The following is a 14689-nucleotide window of genomic DNA, read 5'->3' as shown; positions in this document are numbered from 1 at the left end:
CGCGTTCGCGGGGACCGGGCACGGCCGATCACCGCCCGCCGGGCGGGACGCCCGGAACCGGCACCGCAGGGATCGCCCGCGGGTCGTCCGGCGCCACCCACTCCGGCTCGGCCCTCGCCGCTCCGGCACAGTCCAGCGCCGCCCCGGCGAGCGCCTCCGCGGTCACGGCGCGCACCCGGGAGAGCTCAGTACCCCACGCCGTCGCCGCCCGGCCCTCCCACGCGCCGCCATCGAACACCGTGGTGACCTGGTCGAACGCCGTCGCTGTCTCGGCGTCCACCATGCGGAGCGCCGCGGTCGCGGCCAGCAGCGTGCCGCGCCGCTCGTTGGCTACCAGCCCGGCTGGTGGCAGCGCCGCGGGGCCGCCACGACGGCCCGCGCTGCCCGCACCACTCGCGTAGACCGACGTGCCCGCCACGGTCCACCGCCCTTCGCCAACGATCGCCGACCCGGTGCCCGCGCATCGCCCGGGACTGGCTGGCACGCTAGCCAGACCGCGACGCGCTCGGAAGAGGTCGACCGCTGGCTGTGGACGGCCGCTGACCTGTGGATATGACGTGGGGTAGCGACCCGTTACTGTTCGCGGGTGAGCCGGTAGCGGAGGAACAGCGTGCCGTCCTCCTCGAGGAGATGCGCCAGTTCCATCGCCCGTGCCGACGGCCAGGGGAGCCCGGCGACGATGCCCAGGTGCCCCGGCCCGCCGAGCAGCGGCGCGACCGTCAGGCACAGCTCGTCGAGCAGCCCGGCGCCGGCCAGCTGGGCATGCAGCAACGGGCCGCCCTCCGTGAGCACCCGCGGCAGGCCGCGCGCGACCAGCTCGGCCAGGGCCGCCTTCAGCTCCACCCGCTCGTCGCCGCAGACGACGACGTCGGCGACCTCGCGCAGCGCCGCCACCCGGTCCGCCGGCGCGCTCGCCCGAGTGAGCAGGAGCGGCCGGACCTCGGCGTCGAACAGGCGCGCCGTCGGGTCGAGCTCCATCGACCCGCTGATCACCGCGATCGGTGGGACGGGCGCGAGCCCGGCCGCGACCCGCGCCTCCCGTCGCTCGGGCGGAACGATGGCGGGGCCGTAGTCCTCGGTCCGAGCGGTGCCCGCCCCGACGACCACGACGTCGGCGAGCCAGCGCAGCGTGCGGAACACCCACCGGTCCGCCGGCCCGCCGAGGGCGCCCGAGCGGCCGCTCACCTCGGCCGCACCGTCCGCCGACGCGACGAAGTTCGCGCGGACGTGGGCGGTGCCCGGGAGGAGCGCGGGCACGGCGTAGGCGGCATCCAGGTCGTCCTGGGCCAGGCCGGGGTCGCCCGGCCCGGGCCGGGCCGGCGAGCCGGGTTCGGGCAGGGGCAGCAGGCGGCGCATCGGCCCGACCCTAGCGTTCGGCCCCGGCCGATGTGCCGTGTGTGCGGGGGCTCATGACGGCGGCCCTTCCTGGACGGGTCAGCCGGCGGCGTCGCGGGGCCGGCTGGCGGCGGTGCTCCCGGCGATGCGCTCGCGGTACCGGCTGGCGCGGTAGACGCCGAGGATGCGGTAGTCGGCGAAGAAGGCCAGCTCCTCGAACGCTCGCGCGACGGCCGGCTCCTCCGGGCTGCCCTCGATGTCGGCGAGGAACTGGGTGGCGACGAAGTTGCCGCTCACCATGAAGCTCTCCAGCTTCGTCATGTTGACGCCGTTGGTGGCGAAGCCGCCGAGCGCCTTGTAGAGCGCGGCCGGCCGGTTCTTCACCTCGAAGAAGAACGTCGTCACCAGCTCGTGCACGCCGGCGGCGGCCCGGAGGTTCTCGCCGGAGAAGATGAGGAACCGGGTGGTGTTGTGGTCCTCGTCCTCCAGGTCGGCGCGCAGGATCGTCAGCCCGTAGACCTCGGCGGCCATCCCGGAGGCGATCGCCGCCCTGGTGAGGTCGCCGGACTGGGCGAGCTCGCGCGCGGCCCCGGCCGTGTCCGCGTCCGGCACGGCCCGCAGGCCGAGCCCCCGCAGCGCCTCCCGGCACTGGGCCAGCGCCTGCGGATGGCTGTGCACGGTCTTCAGGCCGTCGAGCGTCGCGCCCGGCAGCGCCATGAGCTGGTGGTTCACCGGCAGGAAGTACTCGCCGATGATGTGGGCCGTCGCCTGCGGAAGCAGGTGGTGGATGTCGGCGACCCGGCCCGCGGTGGAGTTCTCCACCGGGATCATCGCCAGCTCCACCGTGCCGTCCTCGATCGAGGCGAAGCACTCCTCGAAGGTCTGGAACGGCACCGCGTCGAAGTCCGGATAGACGTTCCGACAGGCGAGATGGGAGTTCGCTCCAGGCTCGCCCTGGTAGGCGATGCGCTGCCGGGATGTCATCACGGACACGGTGTGGTCACGGTTCCTTTGTCGGGAATGGGTTGCTGGCGGGCGGTCGGACATCCGCGCCCGGTTCCCCGCCGGATCGGCGACAGGGTCCCTGCCGGGTCGGCGGTGAGAGGCTGTCATCAACGGTACCCAACCCGGTCCGCCAGCCGGCCTGCGCGGGTTGAAGCCACGCTCGGGCCCGGGGGCAACCCGACCCGCGATGTCCGCGTGGGGGTCTTTCGCGACGGTCGAACGGCCTGATTCCCGTTTGTCCGGCGGCCGACATTGAGGCGTCATCCGACGCATGACCGGGCCTACGATGAAGTCGTGCCGGCAGAGGTTGTCTGGTTCGTGGTGGCGGGGGCGCTCGCGGTCGGTGAGCTGCTCACCGGCGGTCTCTTCCTGCTCATGTTGGCGGGCGCGGCGCTCGTCTCCGCGCTGGTGGCGCTCCTCGGCGGCGACACGGCCTGGCAGGTCGTGGTGTTCGTGGTCGCGTCCGGCGGCCTGACCTTCGGGCTGCGCCCGATCGCCCGCCGCCACCTCATGAACACCCCGCTCACCACCACCGGCACGGATGCGCTGATCGGCGTCGAGGGCGTCGTCCTCGAGCGGGTCGACCGTGACGACGGCCGGGTGAAGATCAGGGGCGAGGTCTGGTCGGCGCGGGCCTACCCGGAGGACGCCGTGCTCGCCGCCGGTAGCCGGGTGCGGGTGCTGCGTATCGACGGGGCGACGGCCGTCGTCCACCAGGAGGAAATCCCGGGGCCGGAGGCTCCACGAGGGGAATTGGCATGACCGGTGGACTGATCGCGGCGGTCGTCTTGGCGTTCGTCGCGCTGATCTTCGTCGTCCGGACGATCAAGATCGTCCCGCAGGCCCGCGCGATGGTCGTCGAGCGGCTCGGCCGTTACAACCGCACCCTCGTGCCGGGGCTCGCGCTGGTGCTGCCGTTCATCGACCGGATCCGAGAGCGCATCGACCTGCGCGAGCAGGTCGTGGCCTTCCCACCCCAGCCGGTGATCACCGAGGACAACCTGGTCGTCGGCATCGACACGGTCCTGTATTTCCAGGTCACCGACCCGCGCGCGGCCACCTACGAGATCGCCAACTTCATCCAGGCGATCGAACAGCTCACCGTCACCACACTGCGCAACGTCATCGGCGGCCTGCACCTGGAGGCCGCGCTCACCTCGCGGGATCAGATCAACACCGCGCTGCGCGGCGTGCTCGACGAGGCGACCGGTAAGTGGGGCATCCGGGTCAACCGTGTGGAGATCAAGGCCATAGAGCCCCCGCGCTCCGTGCAGGAGGCGATGGAGAAGCAGATGCGCGCCGAGCGGGACCGCCGCGCCGCGATCCTCGGCGCCGAGGGCATCCGGCAGAGCGAGATCCTGCGCGCCGAGGGCGAGAAGCAGGCGGCGATCCTGCGAGCCGAGGGCGACCAGCAGGCGCAGATCCTGCGCGCCGACGGCGAGGCGAAGGCGATCGCGACCGTGTTCGCCGCCATCCACGCGGGTGACGCGGACCAGAAACTGCTCGCCTACAAATACCTGCAGACCCTCCCGGAGATCGCCCAAGGGCAGGCGAGCAAGCTGTGGATCGTCCCCAGCGAGCTGACCACCGCGCTCGGCAACGGCCTCGGCGAGCTGAACGGCCTGCTCGGCAGGCCGTCGGCAGCGGCTCCGCCCGCGAGTCCGGCCTCGACGCGGCCGCCGGCCGGGTTGCCTTCGGCCGGCGACGGCGACCCGGACGCCACCCCGCGGCCCGGTGGCCGCCTCGCCAAGCCGCCGGCCTCCGCCTCCGGACCGGAGGGCCTTCCCACCCCGTAGCGCCGAAGGCTGGTCGCGCCGGCCGGCGGCGGGCGGCAAGCCGGCGGGCGCATCGCGCGGTCCCGTCGGTGCGCCTGGACCGGCTGGCACCAGGCAAGTAGTAAGCAGGCTGCTAAGGCGGCGGGGTTTCTCAGGACATCTTCAGGCGACGTCGGCAGGGTCTAAGGCGATCTCCGCCGCGGCCTGCGTGCCGCGGCGGATGGTCCGCTACCCCTCATGTCCGCTCAGCCCACGCCGGAGGCCGCGTTGCCCGATACTGTGTCCGGGCTTCCCACCCATGCCCTGATTGTCCACGCCACGGTCGTGCTGATACCGCTGGCGGCGGCATTGTTGGCGCTCTCCGCGCTGTGGCCGCGGCTGCGGCGCACCCTCGGGCCTCTGCCCACGCTCGGCGCGGCCGTCGCGCTCATCCTGGTCCCGATCACGACGGCGACCGGAGACAAGCTGCGCGACCGGCTGGGGGTCGACAACCCGCTGATCAACCGGCATGCGGACCTCGGCGAGCAGCTGCTGCCGTGGGTGGCCGCGCTGTTCGTGGCCGCGGTCCTGCTGCTGTGGGCCGACGGCTGGCGCCCCACCGCCTGGTCGACACCGGCTCCCGGGACGGGAGCTCGTGCGGCGACGGCGACCGGCTCCAGGATGCGCGTTGTGGCGCTCGTCGTCTCCGTGATCGTGCTGGCTCTCGCCGTGGTGACGGTCGTCGAGGTGATCCGGATTGGCCACGCCGGCGCGGAGGCCGTCTGGCAGGGCGTGGGCACCAGCTAGCGGCTAGAGGGCCAAAGGGCGTGCGAAAATGATCTTCCTTCGCACGTCCGGCGGCCGTTGTCCCCAGGATCACTGACGGGATGTCAGCTGGCGGCTGGCGGAGCGTGGCTGGCGGAGCGTGGCCGCGCCTCTCCGGCCGGGATCTTTCGCGCTTGGAGGGGTGGGAGCGGTGCCGGCTGGGCACGTCTGACGATGGTCACCGAGCGGGCCGTGGACTTTCCGGCGGTCCGGCCGGCCGGCCTGGCGGACCGGTGACAGGGCCCCCGCCGGATCGGCGGGGCGGGGCGGATTTTCCGACGGCGGGCGGGGCGGCGACGATAGGGCCATGGCGACGTACGTGATTCTGCTGGTAGTGGTCCTGCTGTTCGCGCTGGGCCTGCTCGGGCTGCTGTACTTCGTGCTCCGCCGCGCCGAGAGCCCCCAGGAGACCACCCGCGAACGCTAGGCCGAGGGCCAGGCGACGATGGCGGGCCGTCGCCTGGCATCCAGCCGCGGCGGAGTACCAGGCCGCGGGGTGCTAGGCCGGTGGCCCGCCCGATGCCGGGCGGTGCTCCCCGAGGTGGCGCGGCAGCAGCCGGGCGATCACCACCGACTCGCCGTCGGTCTCGACGCTGTCCGGTTGGTAGACGAATCCGGGGGTCGACGCCGCCAGCACGTCGAGCACCACTCCGCCCGGCCCTGGCAGGTCCGTGTCGTCGCCGGCCGGATCCGTCGGGTCGACGGGGATCGACTGCCGCGTCCCCGACAGGTTGCACACCACTGCGACCTCGGCCGGCGGGCCGCCTCGGTACAGCACGAACCACCGGGCCTGCTCGTCGTAGGCGCAGCGCACGCCGTCCCAGGACGGGTCGGCGAGGTCCTCGACCGCGCGGCGCAGCCCGATCAGGCGCCGGTGCCAGTCGAGGAGGCTTCGGTGCGGCTCGGCGGCCGGCTGTGACCAGTCCAGCTTCGACCCGGTGAACGTGGCCTCGTCCTGCGGGTCGGGCACATCGTCCGGGTTCCAGCCATGTGTGGCGAACTCGGCCCGCCGGCCGTCGCGGACCGCCTGGGCGAGCCAGTCCGCCTCATGGTCGGTGAAGTAGGCCCACGGGGTGGTCGCGCCCCACTCCTCGCCCATGAACAGCATCGGCGTGAACGGCCCGGCCAGCAGCAGCGCGGCGCCGACCCGCAGCAGACCGTCGGACAGCGTCGCGGCTGCCCGGTCGCCGGTGGCGCGGTTGCCGACCTGATCGTGGTCCTGCAGGAAGGTGACGAGCCGGGACGCCGGCACCGACGACGGGATCTTCCGCCCGTGGGCGCGGCCGCGGAACGTCGAGTACGTCCCGTCATGCACGAATCCGCCCTCGAAGGCCTTCGCGAGCGTCGCGAGCGAGCCGAAGTCGCGGTAGTAGCCCTGCCGCTCGCCGGACAGCGCCGTCCACAGGGCGTGGTGGACGTCGTCGGCCCACTGCCCGTCCATCCCGTGGCCGCCGGCCTCGAGCGAGGTGATCATCCGCGGGTCGTTGAGATCGGACTCGGCGATGAGGAACAGCGGCCGTCGCTGGTGCGCGCCGAGGCGGCGGACGGCCGTCGAGAGCTCCTCGAGGATGTGCATCGCCCGGCTGTCGCGCAGCGCGTGCACCGCGTCCACCCGCAGCCCGTCGCAGTGGTAGTCCCGCAGCCAGGCGAGCGCGTTGTCGAGGATGAAGGCCCGTACCTCGTCGGAGTCGGAGTCGTCGAGGTTGACCGCCGCGCCCCACGGGGTGGCGTACCGGTCGGTGAAGTAGGGGCCGAACCGTCCGAGGTAGTTCCCGTCGGGTCCGAGATGGTTGTAGACGACGTCCATGACCACGCCGAGGCCGCGGGCGTGGGCGGCGTCGACGAACCGCCTGAGTCCATCTGGGCCGCCGTACGGGTCGTGGACGGCGAAGAGGCCGACGCCGTCGTAGCCCCAGCCGTGCCGGCCGGGAAAGGCGTTCACCGGCAGTAGCTCGACGGCGTCGACGCCGAGGTCGACGAGGTGGTCGAGCCGGCCGATGGCGGCGTCGAAGGTCCCCTCCGGGGTGAACGTGCCGACGTGCAACTCGTAGAGCACGCTTCCGGCGAGCGGCACGCCCCGCCAGCCGTGGTCCGTGCAGGCGAACCGGCCGTGGTCGACGACCCGGGAGCGTCCGTGCACCCCGTACGGTTGCCACGCCGACCGTGGGTCGGGCAGCTCCTCGTCCGCGCCGTCTAGCCGGAACGCATAGTCGGTGCCGTGCCCGGCGCCCGGCACCTCGGCCGTCCACCAGCCACCGGCGGCCGGCGCCAGGTCGGTGACCAGGTCCGCCGCGGACCCGGCGGCACCGGCCTCGTCCGGCCCGTCGGGGCCGCCGGCCTTGGGCGGGCCGCCGGGCTCGGCGGTGACGACGGCGACGGACTTCGCGAGGGGTGCCCAGACCCGAAAAGTGCTCATCGCCTCTGTCATACCGCCCGAACCCCCACCCGCTAAACGCCGAACGCCGAACGCCACGACTTTGCCGTGCGCCGCCTCGGTGGGCGACGACCGTCAGGAGTCGCTGGTCGCGGAACACAGCCTCGTGGTCGTCGTGCGGGCGGTGGGTGACCTCCCACCAACATCGCCCAGGCGAGGGCAGGCCCGCCGGAGGTCAGTCAGACGCGGTGCGTCGGCGGTGGCGGGTGGCGTCTGACTGGTCTTGGGCCTGGTGGCCTCCAGCAGCGGCAGAGGGCCGGGGCTGGGATCGGCTCAGGGGACGCGGATGAGCATGGTGACGGGGAAGTCGCGCAGTAGGCGCAGGACGTAGGCGGTACCACCGTCGTGGCGGCGGCCGGTGAGGACGTCGAGCCAGCGGCCGTCGGGCAGGGTGAGCGTGGTGTCGCGCCAGCCGCCGCCGCGGCGTAGGCCCAGCACCAGCCGGGGCACCACGGTCACCACGGACTCGGCCCTCGTGAACGCCACCAGGTGCTCGGCCGCCGAGCCCGACGCCCACAGGGGCCGGTAGGACGACCCCGGCCCGAACCACTCGGGGTGCTCGCGGCGCACCCGCAGCGCCCGGGAAACCACCAGGAGCTTGGCGGCGCCGGTGTCGTCGAGCGACGGCGGGCGCCGCGGCACCGGGTCGGTGCCGAGCTCGCCGAGCAACTTGGTGCGCTCCCCGAAGTTCACCGGCCGACGGTTGTCCGGGTCGACCAGCGAGTGGTCCCACAGCTCCTGGCCCTGGTAGACGTCCGGGACGCCGGGCGCGGTGAGCTGCAGCAGCCGGGCCGCCAGCGAGTTCTGCCGGCCGAGCTCGACGATCGTGGAGACGTAGTTCTCCAGCGCGGCGACGAAGTCCGGGTCCTCGAGGGCCGCGTCGACGTAGGTGGTGAGCGCGTTCTCGTACGAGGGGTCCTGGTCGCTCCACGAGGTGTGCACCTTGGCCTCGCGGACCGCCTTGAGCATGTACTCGCGGACCCGCTCCGCGGAGATCGGCCATGCGCCGACCAGGGTCTGGATCAGGTGGTAGACGGTGACCGGGTCCGGCCAGCCGCGCTCGGCGTCGGTGTGCCGGTAGCCGAGCCGGCCGAGCTGGCGGACCACGTCCGCCCAGCCGCGCGGGTCCTCCGAGAGGACCGCGAGGCGCGCTCGGACGTCCTCAGAGCGTTTGGTGTCGTGGGTGGACAGCGTCGTCATCGTCAGCGGCCAGGTCCGCGCCGTCGTGACGTTGGCCTCGTGGAACTCGTGGACGGCGCTGCGCGGATGGCCGGGCGGGAAGGCCGGGTAGGCACCCGGGTCACCACCTACCTCGTTGAGCGCGACCACTTGGCCGAACCGGTAGAACGCGGTGTCCTCGACACCCTTGGCCATCACCGGGCCGCAGGTCTGCTGGAAGCGGACGACGAACTCCGCCGGGCCGCCGAGCGCCAGGTCCTCGATCAGGTCGATCTCGGTGGCGCGGCGCGGGAGCCTGCGGCGGGCCTCCTCGCAGGCCCGGACGACGTGCGAGCGGGCCTCCAGCGACGGCGTGCCGTCGGGGCGGAGGTAGGCCCGGTAGACGCCGAAGCCGGCGAGCACCTCGCGCAGCGCCTCGCGCAGGCCGGTGCGGGTCAGGTCGGCGCGGTCCCGGCGGGCCTCGGTGAGCGCGAGCGCCGTCAGCCGGTCCAGCTCGGGGCGCAGCACGTTGTCCAGCACGTCCAGCTTGGCCTGGTGCGCGGTGTGCGCCCAGTCGGGCGCCTCGCCGGAGACCTCGGCGTAGAGCGCGGCCAGCGGGCGGGCGGCATGCGGGTCGAGGAAGAGCCGGGTGATCCTGTTCAGGGCCTCGTAGCCGGTGGTGCCGTCGCAGGCCCACGCCTCGGGCAGTGACTCGTCGCCCTCGAGGATCTTCTCGACGACCGTCCACACCCCGCCGGTCGCGTCCGAGAGCCGGCGCAGGTACTCCTCCGGGTCGGCGAGGCCGTCGGGGTGGTCGATGCGCAACCCCTCGACGGTGCCGGCGCGGACCAGGTCGATGAGGAGGCGGTGGGTGGCGGCGAAGACGTCGGGGTCCTCCTGGCGCAGTGCCGGGAGCGTGGTGATGTCGAAGAACCGCCGGTAGTTGAGCTCGGTGCCGGCGGTGCGCCACCAGCACAGCCGGTAGTACTGGGCGTCGAGCGTGCCGGCCAGGTCGTCCGGGTCGGCGGTGCCGGGCGCGACCGGGAGGACGTGGTCGTAGTAGGTGATCACCCAGTCGTCGCCGTCGGCGGCGTCATCGTCGGCGCCCGCGTCGCCGAACCCGGCGAGGTCCCCGGCGCCGGTCTCCGCCGCGTCGACGGTCCTGACCAGGGTGATCTCGTCGGCCTCGAGGCAGTCGTGCAACGGCTGGCCGAGCAGCGGCATCAGCACCTTGCCCGGGTTGTCCGTCGACGCCCAGTCGATGTCGAACCAGCCGGCGTAGGGGGAGTCGGGGCCCTCGCGCAGCACCGACCACCAGACGGGGTTCGCGGTCTGTGGGGTCGGGATGGCCATGTGATTGGGCACCACGTCGACGACGAGGCCCAGCCCCGCCCGCCGGCAGGCGGCGGTGAGCCGGCGCAGCCCGCCGACGCCGCCGAGCTCCGGGCTGATCCGGCCGTGCTCGACGACGTCGTAGCCGTGCATCGAGCCGGGCGCGGCCTCAAGGACCGGCGACAGGTACAGGTGCGAGACGCCGAGCGCCGCCAGGTACGGCACGATCACCGCGGCGTCGGTGAAGTTGAACTCCAGGTGCAGCTGGAGCCGGTAGGTCGACGTCGGCACGACCCGGGTGCGCTCGTCGCCCATCGGGCCGTCATTCATCGAGACCCCCCATCCGCCCCCCACCGGCGGTCGGTCCAACGACCCGGACCCGAGCAAGGTGGAGCGAGCCGTGAAAGCGCCTGCGCCAACGCCGGTCGGTATGGGCTCGAGTTGGCCGGGGTCCCCGGGGATCCTGCCCGATCGGCGACAGGGTCCCTGCCGGATCGGCGGAGCCCGGGGTCCCCGCCGGATTGGCGGAGCCGATCTGGGAGGTCTGCTGGGAGGTTAGCGATCGGGGAGGTCTGCGATTTGCCACACCGACCCCCGCAAGGCAGCACATGACCGACCGCGTGCCTCGGGCGAATCGGTGGGGGGGCTTAGTCGGCACGGCGCAGGACCAGGGTCGAGCGGGCGTCGAGGGGTATTGCGTCGCCGGCCTTGACCAGGTGGGGCCCGGCGTTCGCCCGGGTGTCGCCGTCAGGGGGCTCGGCGGCGGCGCGGGTGTCGACGACGATCTCCCAGCTGGCCCCGAGCTCCGCCGGCGGCGCCTGGAAACTGACCGTCTCGTGGTGGGTGTTGAAGAACATCAGGAACGAGGTGTCGACGACCGGCTCGCCGCGTTCGTCCGGGTCGGGGATGCCGCGGCCATTGAGGAACACCGCCAGCGACTGCGCCGTGCCGGACTCCCAGTCGTGGTCGGACATCTCGCCGCCGTCCGGGCGCAGCCACACGATGTCCTTCAGGGGGACACCGTCGTCCTTCGGGGGAGCGCCGTCCTCGTACTCGCCGTCGCCCGTTCCCCGGATCGGGGCGCCGTGGAAGAACCGGCGGCGGCGGAACACGGGGTGTTCACGGCGCAGCCGCGACACCGCGGCGGTGAACCGCTCCAGGTCGGCGTTCTGGGTGGCCAGCGACCAGTCCACCCAGCTCGTCTCGTTGTCCTGGCAGTAGCCGTTGTTGTTGCCGCCCTGGGTACGGCCCAGCTCGTCACCGGCGACGAGCATTGGCACCCCCTGGGACAGGAACAGCGTTGTGAGCAGGTTACGGGCCTGCGCCCCGCGCAGCGCGAGCACCGCCGCGTCGTCCGTCGGCCCCTCGACCCCGCAGTTCCATGACCGGTTGTCGTCGGAGCCGTCCCGGTTCTCCTCGCCGTTCGCCTCGTTGTGCTTGCCGTTGTATGAGACCAGGTCGGCGAGCGTGAAGCCGTCGTGCGCGGTGACGAAGTTGATCGACGCGATCGGGCGGCGGCCGTTGAACTGGTAGAGGTCGCTGGAGCCGGTCAGCCGGGAGGCGAACTCGGCGATGCCGTGGTCGGCGCCGCGCCAGAAGTCGCGGACGGTGTCGCGGTACTTGCCGTTCCACTCGGTCCACAGCGGGGGGAAGTTGCCGACCTGGTAGCCGCCCTCACCGACGTCCCACGGCTCGGCGATCAGCTTCACCTGGGAGACGACCGGGTCCTGCTGCACCAGGTCGAAGAAGCTCGACAGGCGGTCCACGTCGTAGAACTCGCGGGCGAGCGTCGCGGCCAGGTCGAACCGGAAACCGTCGACGTGCATCTCCGTCGCCCAGTAACGCAACGAGTCCATGATCAGCTGGAGCACGTGCGGGTGGCGGACGTGCATCGTGTTGCCGGTGCCGGTGTAGTCCATGTAATACCGCGGGTCGTCCTCCATGAGCCGGTAGTAGGCCCCGTTGTCGATGCCGCGGAAGCAGAGTATCGGGCCCAGGTGGTTGCCCTCCGCGGTGTGGTTGTAGACGACGTCGAGGATCACCTCGATCCCGGCGTTGTGCAGGTCCCTGACCATGCCCTTGAACTCCTGGACCTGCTGGCCGAGGCCGCCGGAGGCGGAGTAGGCGTTGTGCGGGGCGAGGAAGGCGATCGAGTTGTAGCCCCAGTAGTTGCGCAGGCCCTGGCGTACCAGGTGCTCGTCGTGTACGAACTGGTGTACCGGCATGAGCTCGACGGCGGTGACGCCGAGCTTCTGGTAGTGCTCGATCATGAGCGGGTGGGCGACGCCGGCATAGGTGCCGCGGTAGCCGTCGGGCAGGTCGGGGTGGCGCATGGTCAGGCCGCGGACGTGCGCCTCGTAGATGACCGTCTTCTCGTACGGGGTGCGCGGCGGCCGGTCGCCGTTCCAGTCGAAGAACGGGCTGATCACCACCGACTTCATCACGTGCGGCGCCGAGTCCGCGGTGTTGAGGCTGTCCGGGTCGCCGAAGGTGTAGCCGAAGCACGCCTGGTCCCAGTCGATCTCACCGTCGACGGCCTTGGCGTACGGGTCGAGCAGCAGCTTGCTCGGGTTGCAGCGCACGCCGTGGGCCGGGTCGTGCGGGCCGTGGACCCGGTAGCCGTAGCGCTGGCCCGGGCCGACTCCGGGCAGGTAGCCGTGCCAGACGAAGGCGTCCTTCTCATGCAGCTCGACGCGCCGCTCGGTGCCCGCCTCGTCGAACAGGCACAGCTCGACCCGCTCCGCCACTTCGGAGAAGATCGCGAAGTTGGTGCCGGACCCGTCATATGTGGCGCCCAGGGGATAGGGGTGGCCAGGCCAGACCTGCGACATACCCGCGAAGCCTACGGAATCTACCCCCTCATGGGTCCGGTGCCCGTGCGCGCGCCTGGTGTTCCGTGGACGGAGGAGCGCATGCGGCACGCTGGGCGAACGGGATCGGCCGGTGGGGGAACCGTGTGGCGCCGAACGAGGACCAGCGTGTCGTGGCTCACGGGGCCGTCCGCGGCGGAAGCGGGCCGAGCCCGACCCGGCACGGGCTGGTGCGCGGCGGCACGGACCAGACACGCGCCGGAGACCTCGACGACACCTCGGCTGGACTGTCACCCGGATTGCGGGTGAGATAACTCGTTTGGGTGGCGAAACCGGTGGTCCGCAACCCCCACGACATGGCACGATCGTCCAGTACACGGAACAGGCCACCACTGACGAGACGCAAGGGGAAGGCGTTCCTCGTCGACGGAGGTACTCCGTGGTCATGTCGTCAGCCCATGGGCTGTCATCCAGCTCGGCGTCGAACGTGGTGCCGGGCATGTTGTCGGTGCTCGCCTGCCCGCCGGCGCTGTGCCCACACCTGGAGTTCGCCGTGTCCGGCGCACTGTCGGCGACGGTGTCACTCACCTGGTCGCCGCAGCCTGCCCGGCCGGGCAACCTCTACGCCGGGCTGGAGTGGCGGGGCGCCCCCGCCACCGCTGGCCGGCTCGCGACCCGGCTGCGCCGCCTCGGCCACGTCTCCTTCGAGGTCGTCGAGGGCCCGTCGCCCGGCTGTGACGCGGAGCGCTACTCCTACACCCCCGACCTCGGCCTGCACCGGGTCGGCATCGCCGCCAATGGCGACGTCGTCATCGGAGAGGCCGCGCTGCGTGCCCTGCTGGAGCGGGGCGAGGGCCGCGACACCCTCGCCCGCGGGCTGCACCGGCTGCTCGGCACCGACTGGGACGACGTGCTCGAGCCGCTGCGCCGCGGCGGCCATGGAGCCCCGGTGACCTGGCTGCGCCGCACGGGCTAAGGGGCGGCGGGCGCTGGACGCGCCGCCCGCCCGGGGTCCCTGCCGGATCCGGGGTTCCTGCCGGATCGACGGAGCTTGCGGAGTCGATCTGGGAGGTCCGGGAGCTTGCGTAGCCGATCTGGGAGGTCCGCGGGCGCTGAGCCTGACCTCCCAGATCGCTTCGCGATCCGGCAGGAACCCTGCTCCCTGCGTGGTTCTGGGCCCTGGCCTATGGCGGTGGTGGGGCTGGATTCGGGTTCACGACGTGGTTGGGTTGGCGCTGCGCCGATGCGCCGTCACCGGCGGTGGCTGGGGTGGGCGCGTTGTCCGCCGGACGATTTCGTGGCCGGCTGATGCCTTGCCAGGTTGCTGCGGCGTCGGCGGGTGCGGTGCGTGCGTTGGTTGGCGGGACGACATCGCGGCCACTTGGCTCCGGCTGGGCTGGTGCGGCGTCACCATCGGTGGCTGGGTTGCGTACATTGCTCGCCAGAACGACGTCAGCTTGCCCTGGTCGGGCTTCGGGCTGGCGTAGGTTCAGCCGATACCGACGGGCCATCGAGCGCGGGGCGGCGGCGCGGCCATGGGCCGGCACGACCACGCTGCGCGGTGACCCGGTCGTATCGTGTGGCGAAGGCCACAGGAAAGTCCTGGGCACAGCCTGGGCACATTGCCAGACAGTCGTGCGTTGTGGGTTGGGCACGAGGAGCGCGACCTCCGAAATCGGCCTCGCCGGTTTCGCAGGGACCCCGACCATCTGGGAGAAATCAAGTGGCCACCGACTACGACACCCCCCGTACCACGGATCTCGAGGATGCCCCCGAGCAGAGTCTGGAGGCCCTCAAGGCGCGGCGGGCGGACGCGGCGGCCGACCTCGGTGATGAAGTCGACCCGTTCGAGACCGAGCTCGACCTGCCCGGAGCTGACCTGTCCGGCGAGGAGCTGAACCTGCGGGTGCTGCCTCGCCAGGCTGACGAGTTCACCTGCACCAGCTGCTACCTGGTTCACCATCGCAGCCAGCTGGTAGATGCTCGTCGCATGATCTGCCGGGACTGCGCCGCATAACGACCATCCGCCCGCAAGA

11 protein-coding genes are annotated in these 14689 nt (G+C 72.3%); 5 read left to right on the top strand and 6 right to left on the bottom strand.

All coding sequences use genetic code 11. From position 1 onward, the window contains the following. Positions 1 to 28: 28 nt before the first annotated feature. The 3 genes from QOZ89_RS35135 to QOZ89_RS35125 form a co-directional block, all read right to left on the bottom strand. The gene (locus QOZ89_RS35135) at positions 29 to 418 is read right to left on the bottom strand and encodes a hypothetical protein (RefSeq protein ID WP_071052882.1); all 390 of its coding nucleotides are present in this window, start codon (positions 416 to 418) and stop codon (positions 29 to 31) included. 155 nt (positions 419 to 573) lie between these two features. Beyond that, positions 574 to 1356 (bottom strand): pyrimidine reductase family protein, encoded by a 783-nt coding sequence (locus QOZ89_RS35130; protein ID WP_071052881.1) that lies wholly within the window; start codon positions 1354 to 1356, stop codon positions 574 to 576. A 78-nt stretch (positions 1357 to 1434) separates the two neighbouring features. Continuing rightward, the gene (locus tag QOZ89_RS35125; RefSeq protein WP_071052880.1) at positions 1435 to 2319 is read right to left on the bottom strand and encodes a prephenate dehydratase; all 885 of its coding nucleotides are present in this window, start codon (positions 2317 to 2319) and stop codon (positions 1435 to 1437) included. 315 nt (positions 2320 to 2634) lie between these two features. On the opposite strand from QOZ89_RS35125, the gene QOZ89_RS35120 reads away from it, so the two are divergent. The 3 genes from QOZ89_RS35120 to QOZ89_RS35110 all read left to right on the top strand — a co-directional run bounded on the left by QOZ89_RS35120 (position 2635) and on the right by QOZ89_RS35110 (position 4901). Further along, positions 2635 to 3102, top strand: coding sequence for an NfeD family protein (locus QOZ89_RS35120; RefSeq protein WP_071052879.1), 468 nt, complete (start codon positions 2635 to 2637; stop codon positions 3100 to 3102). Beyond that, positions 3099 to 4136 (top strand): SPFH domain-containing protein, encoded by a 1038-nt coding sequence (locus QOZ89_RS35115; RefSeq protein WP_083419721.1) that lies wholly within the window; start codon positions 3099 to 3101, stop codon positions 4134 to 4136. Before QOZ89_RS35120 ends, QOZ89_RS35115 begins: the two co-directional genes overlap by 4 nt. 246 nt (positions 4137 to 4382) lie before the next feature. Then, entirely contained in the window at positions 4383 to 4901 is a 519-nt protein-coding gene (locus tag QOZ89_RS35110) for a DUF2231 domain-containing protein (protein ID WP_083419726.1), read from the top strand. Between the two features lie 517 nt (positions 4902 to 5418). On the opposite strand, the gene treZ is transcribed toward QOZ89_RS35110, so the two are convergent. From treZ to glgX, 3 genes are all read right to left on the bottom strand, one after another. Further along, complete coding sequence (gene treZ / locus QOZ89_RS35105) at positions 5419 to 7335, bottom strand: malto-oligosyltrehalose trehalohydrolase (RefSeq protein WP_071052877.1); 1917 nt, start codon at positions 7333 to 7335, stop codon at positions 5419 to 5421. Between the two features lie 291 nt (positions 7336 to 7626). Then, positions 7627 to 10173, bottom strand: coding sequence for a malto-oligosyltrehalose synthase (gene treY, locus QOZ89_RS35100; RefSeq protein ID WP_312628130.1), 2547 nt, complete (start codon positions 10171 to 10173; stop codon positions 7627 to 7629). A gap of 317 nt (positions 10174 to 10490) precedes the next feature. Beyond that, positions 10491 to 12674 carry a glycogen debranching protein GlgX gene (glgX, locus tag QOZ89_RS35095; protein WP_071052876.1) on the bottom strand — a complete coding sequence of 728 codons (2184 nt, stop codon included), beginning with the start codon at positions 12672 to 12674 and terminating at the stop codon, positions 10491 to 10493. Between the two features lie 424 nt (positions 12675 to 13098). Between glgX and QOZ89_RS35090 the strand changes: the two genes are divergently transcribed. Together QOZ89_RS35090 and QOZ89_RS35085 are read left to right on the top strand one after the other, a co-directional pair. Further along, positions 13099 to 13629: a DUF3145 domain-containing protein gene (locus tag QOZ89_RS35090; RefSeq protein WP_071052885.1), complete on the top strand. Its 531-nt coding sequence runs from the start codon at positions 13099 to 13101 to the stop codon at positions 13627 to 13629. Positions 13630 to 14376: 747 nt separating this feature from the next. After that, a complete protein-coding gene (locus QOZ89_RS35085; RefSeq protein WP_071052875.1) occupies positions 14377 to 14670 on the top strand; it encodes a DUF4193 domain-containing protein in 294 nt (97 codons plus the stop codon). The last annotated feature ends 19 nt before the right edge of the window (positions 14671 to 14689 follow it).

The organism is Pseudofrankia coriaricola (genome assembly GCF_032027725.1).
Taxonomy (GTDB): Bacteria; Actinomycetota; Actinomycetes; order Frankiales; family Frankiaceae; genus Pseudofrankia.
Note: the sequence above shows the minus strand (reverse complement) of the source record. Positions and strands in the feature narration are given on the sequence as shown.

Coding starts and splice junctions, on each gene's coding strand:
- QOZ89_RS35130 (WP_071052881.1), bottom strand. CDS start 1,356: ATGCGCCGCCTGCTGCCCCTGCCCGAACCCGGCTCGCCGGCCCGGCCC.
- QOZ89_RS35125 (WP_071052880.1), bottom strand. CDS start 2,319: ATGACATCCCGGCAGCGCATCGCCTACCAGGGCGAGCCTGGAGCGAAC.
- QOZ89_RS35115 (WP_083419721.1), top strand. CDS start 3,099: ATGACCGGTGGACTGATCGCGGCGGTCGTCTTGGCGTTCGTCGCGCTG.
- treZ (WP_071052877.1), bottom strand. CDS start 7,335: ATGAGCACTTTTCGGGTCTGGGCACCCCTCGCGAAGTCCGTCGCCGTC.
- treY (WP_312628130.1), bottom strand. CDS start 10,173: ATGAATGACGGCCCGATGGGCGACGAGCGCACCCGGGTCGTGCCGACG.
- glgX (WP_071052876.1), bottom strand. CDS start 12,674: ATGTCGCAGGTCTGGCCTGGCCACCCCTATCCCCTGGGCGCCACATAT.
- QOZ89_RS35090 (WP_071052885.1), top strand. CDS start 13,099: ATGTCGTCAGCCCATGGGCTGTCATCCAGCTCGGCGTCGAACGTGGTG.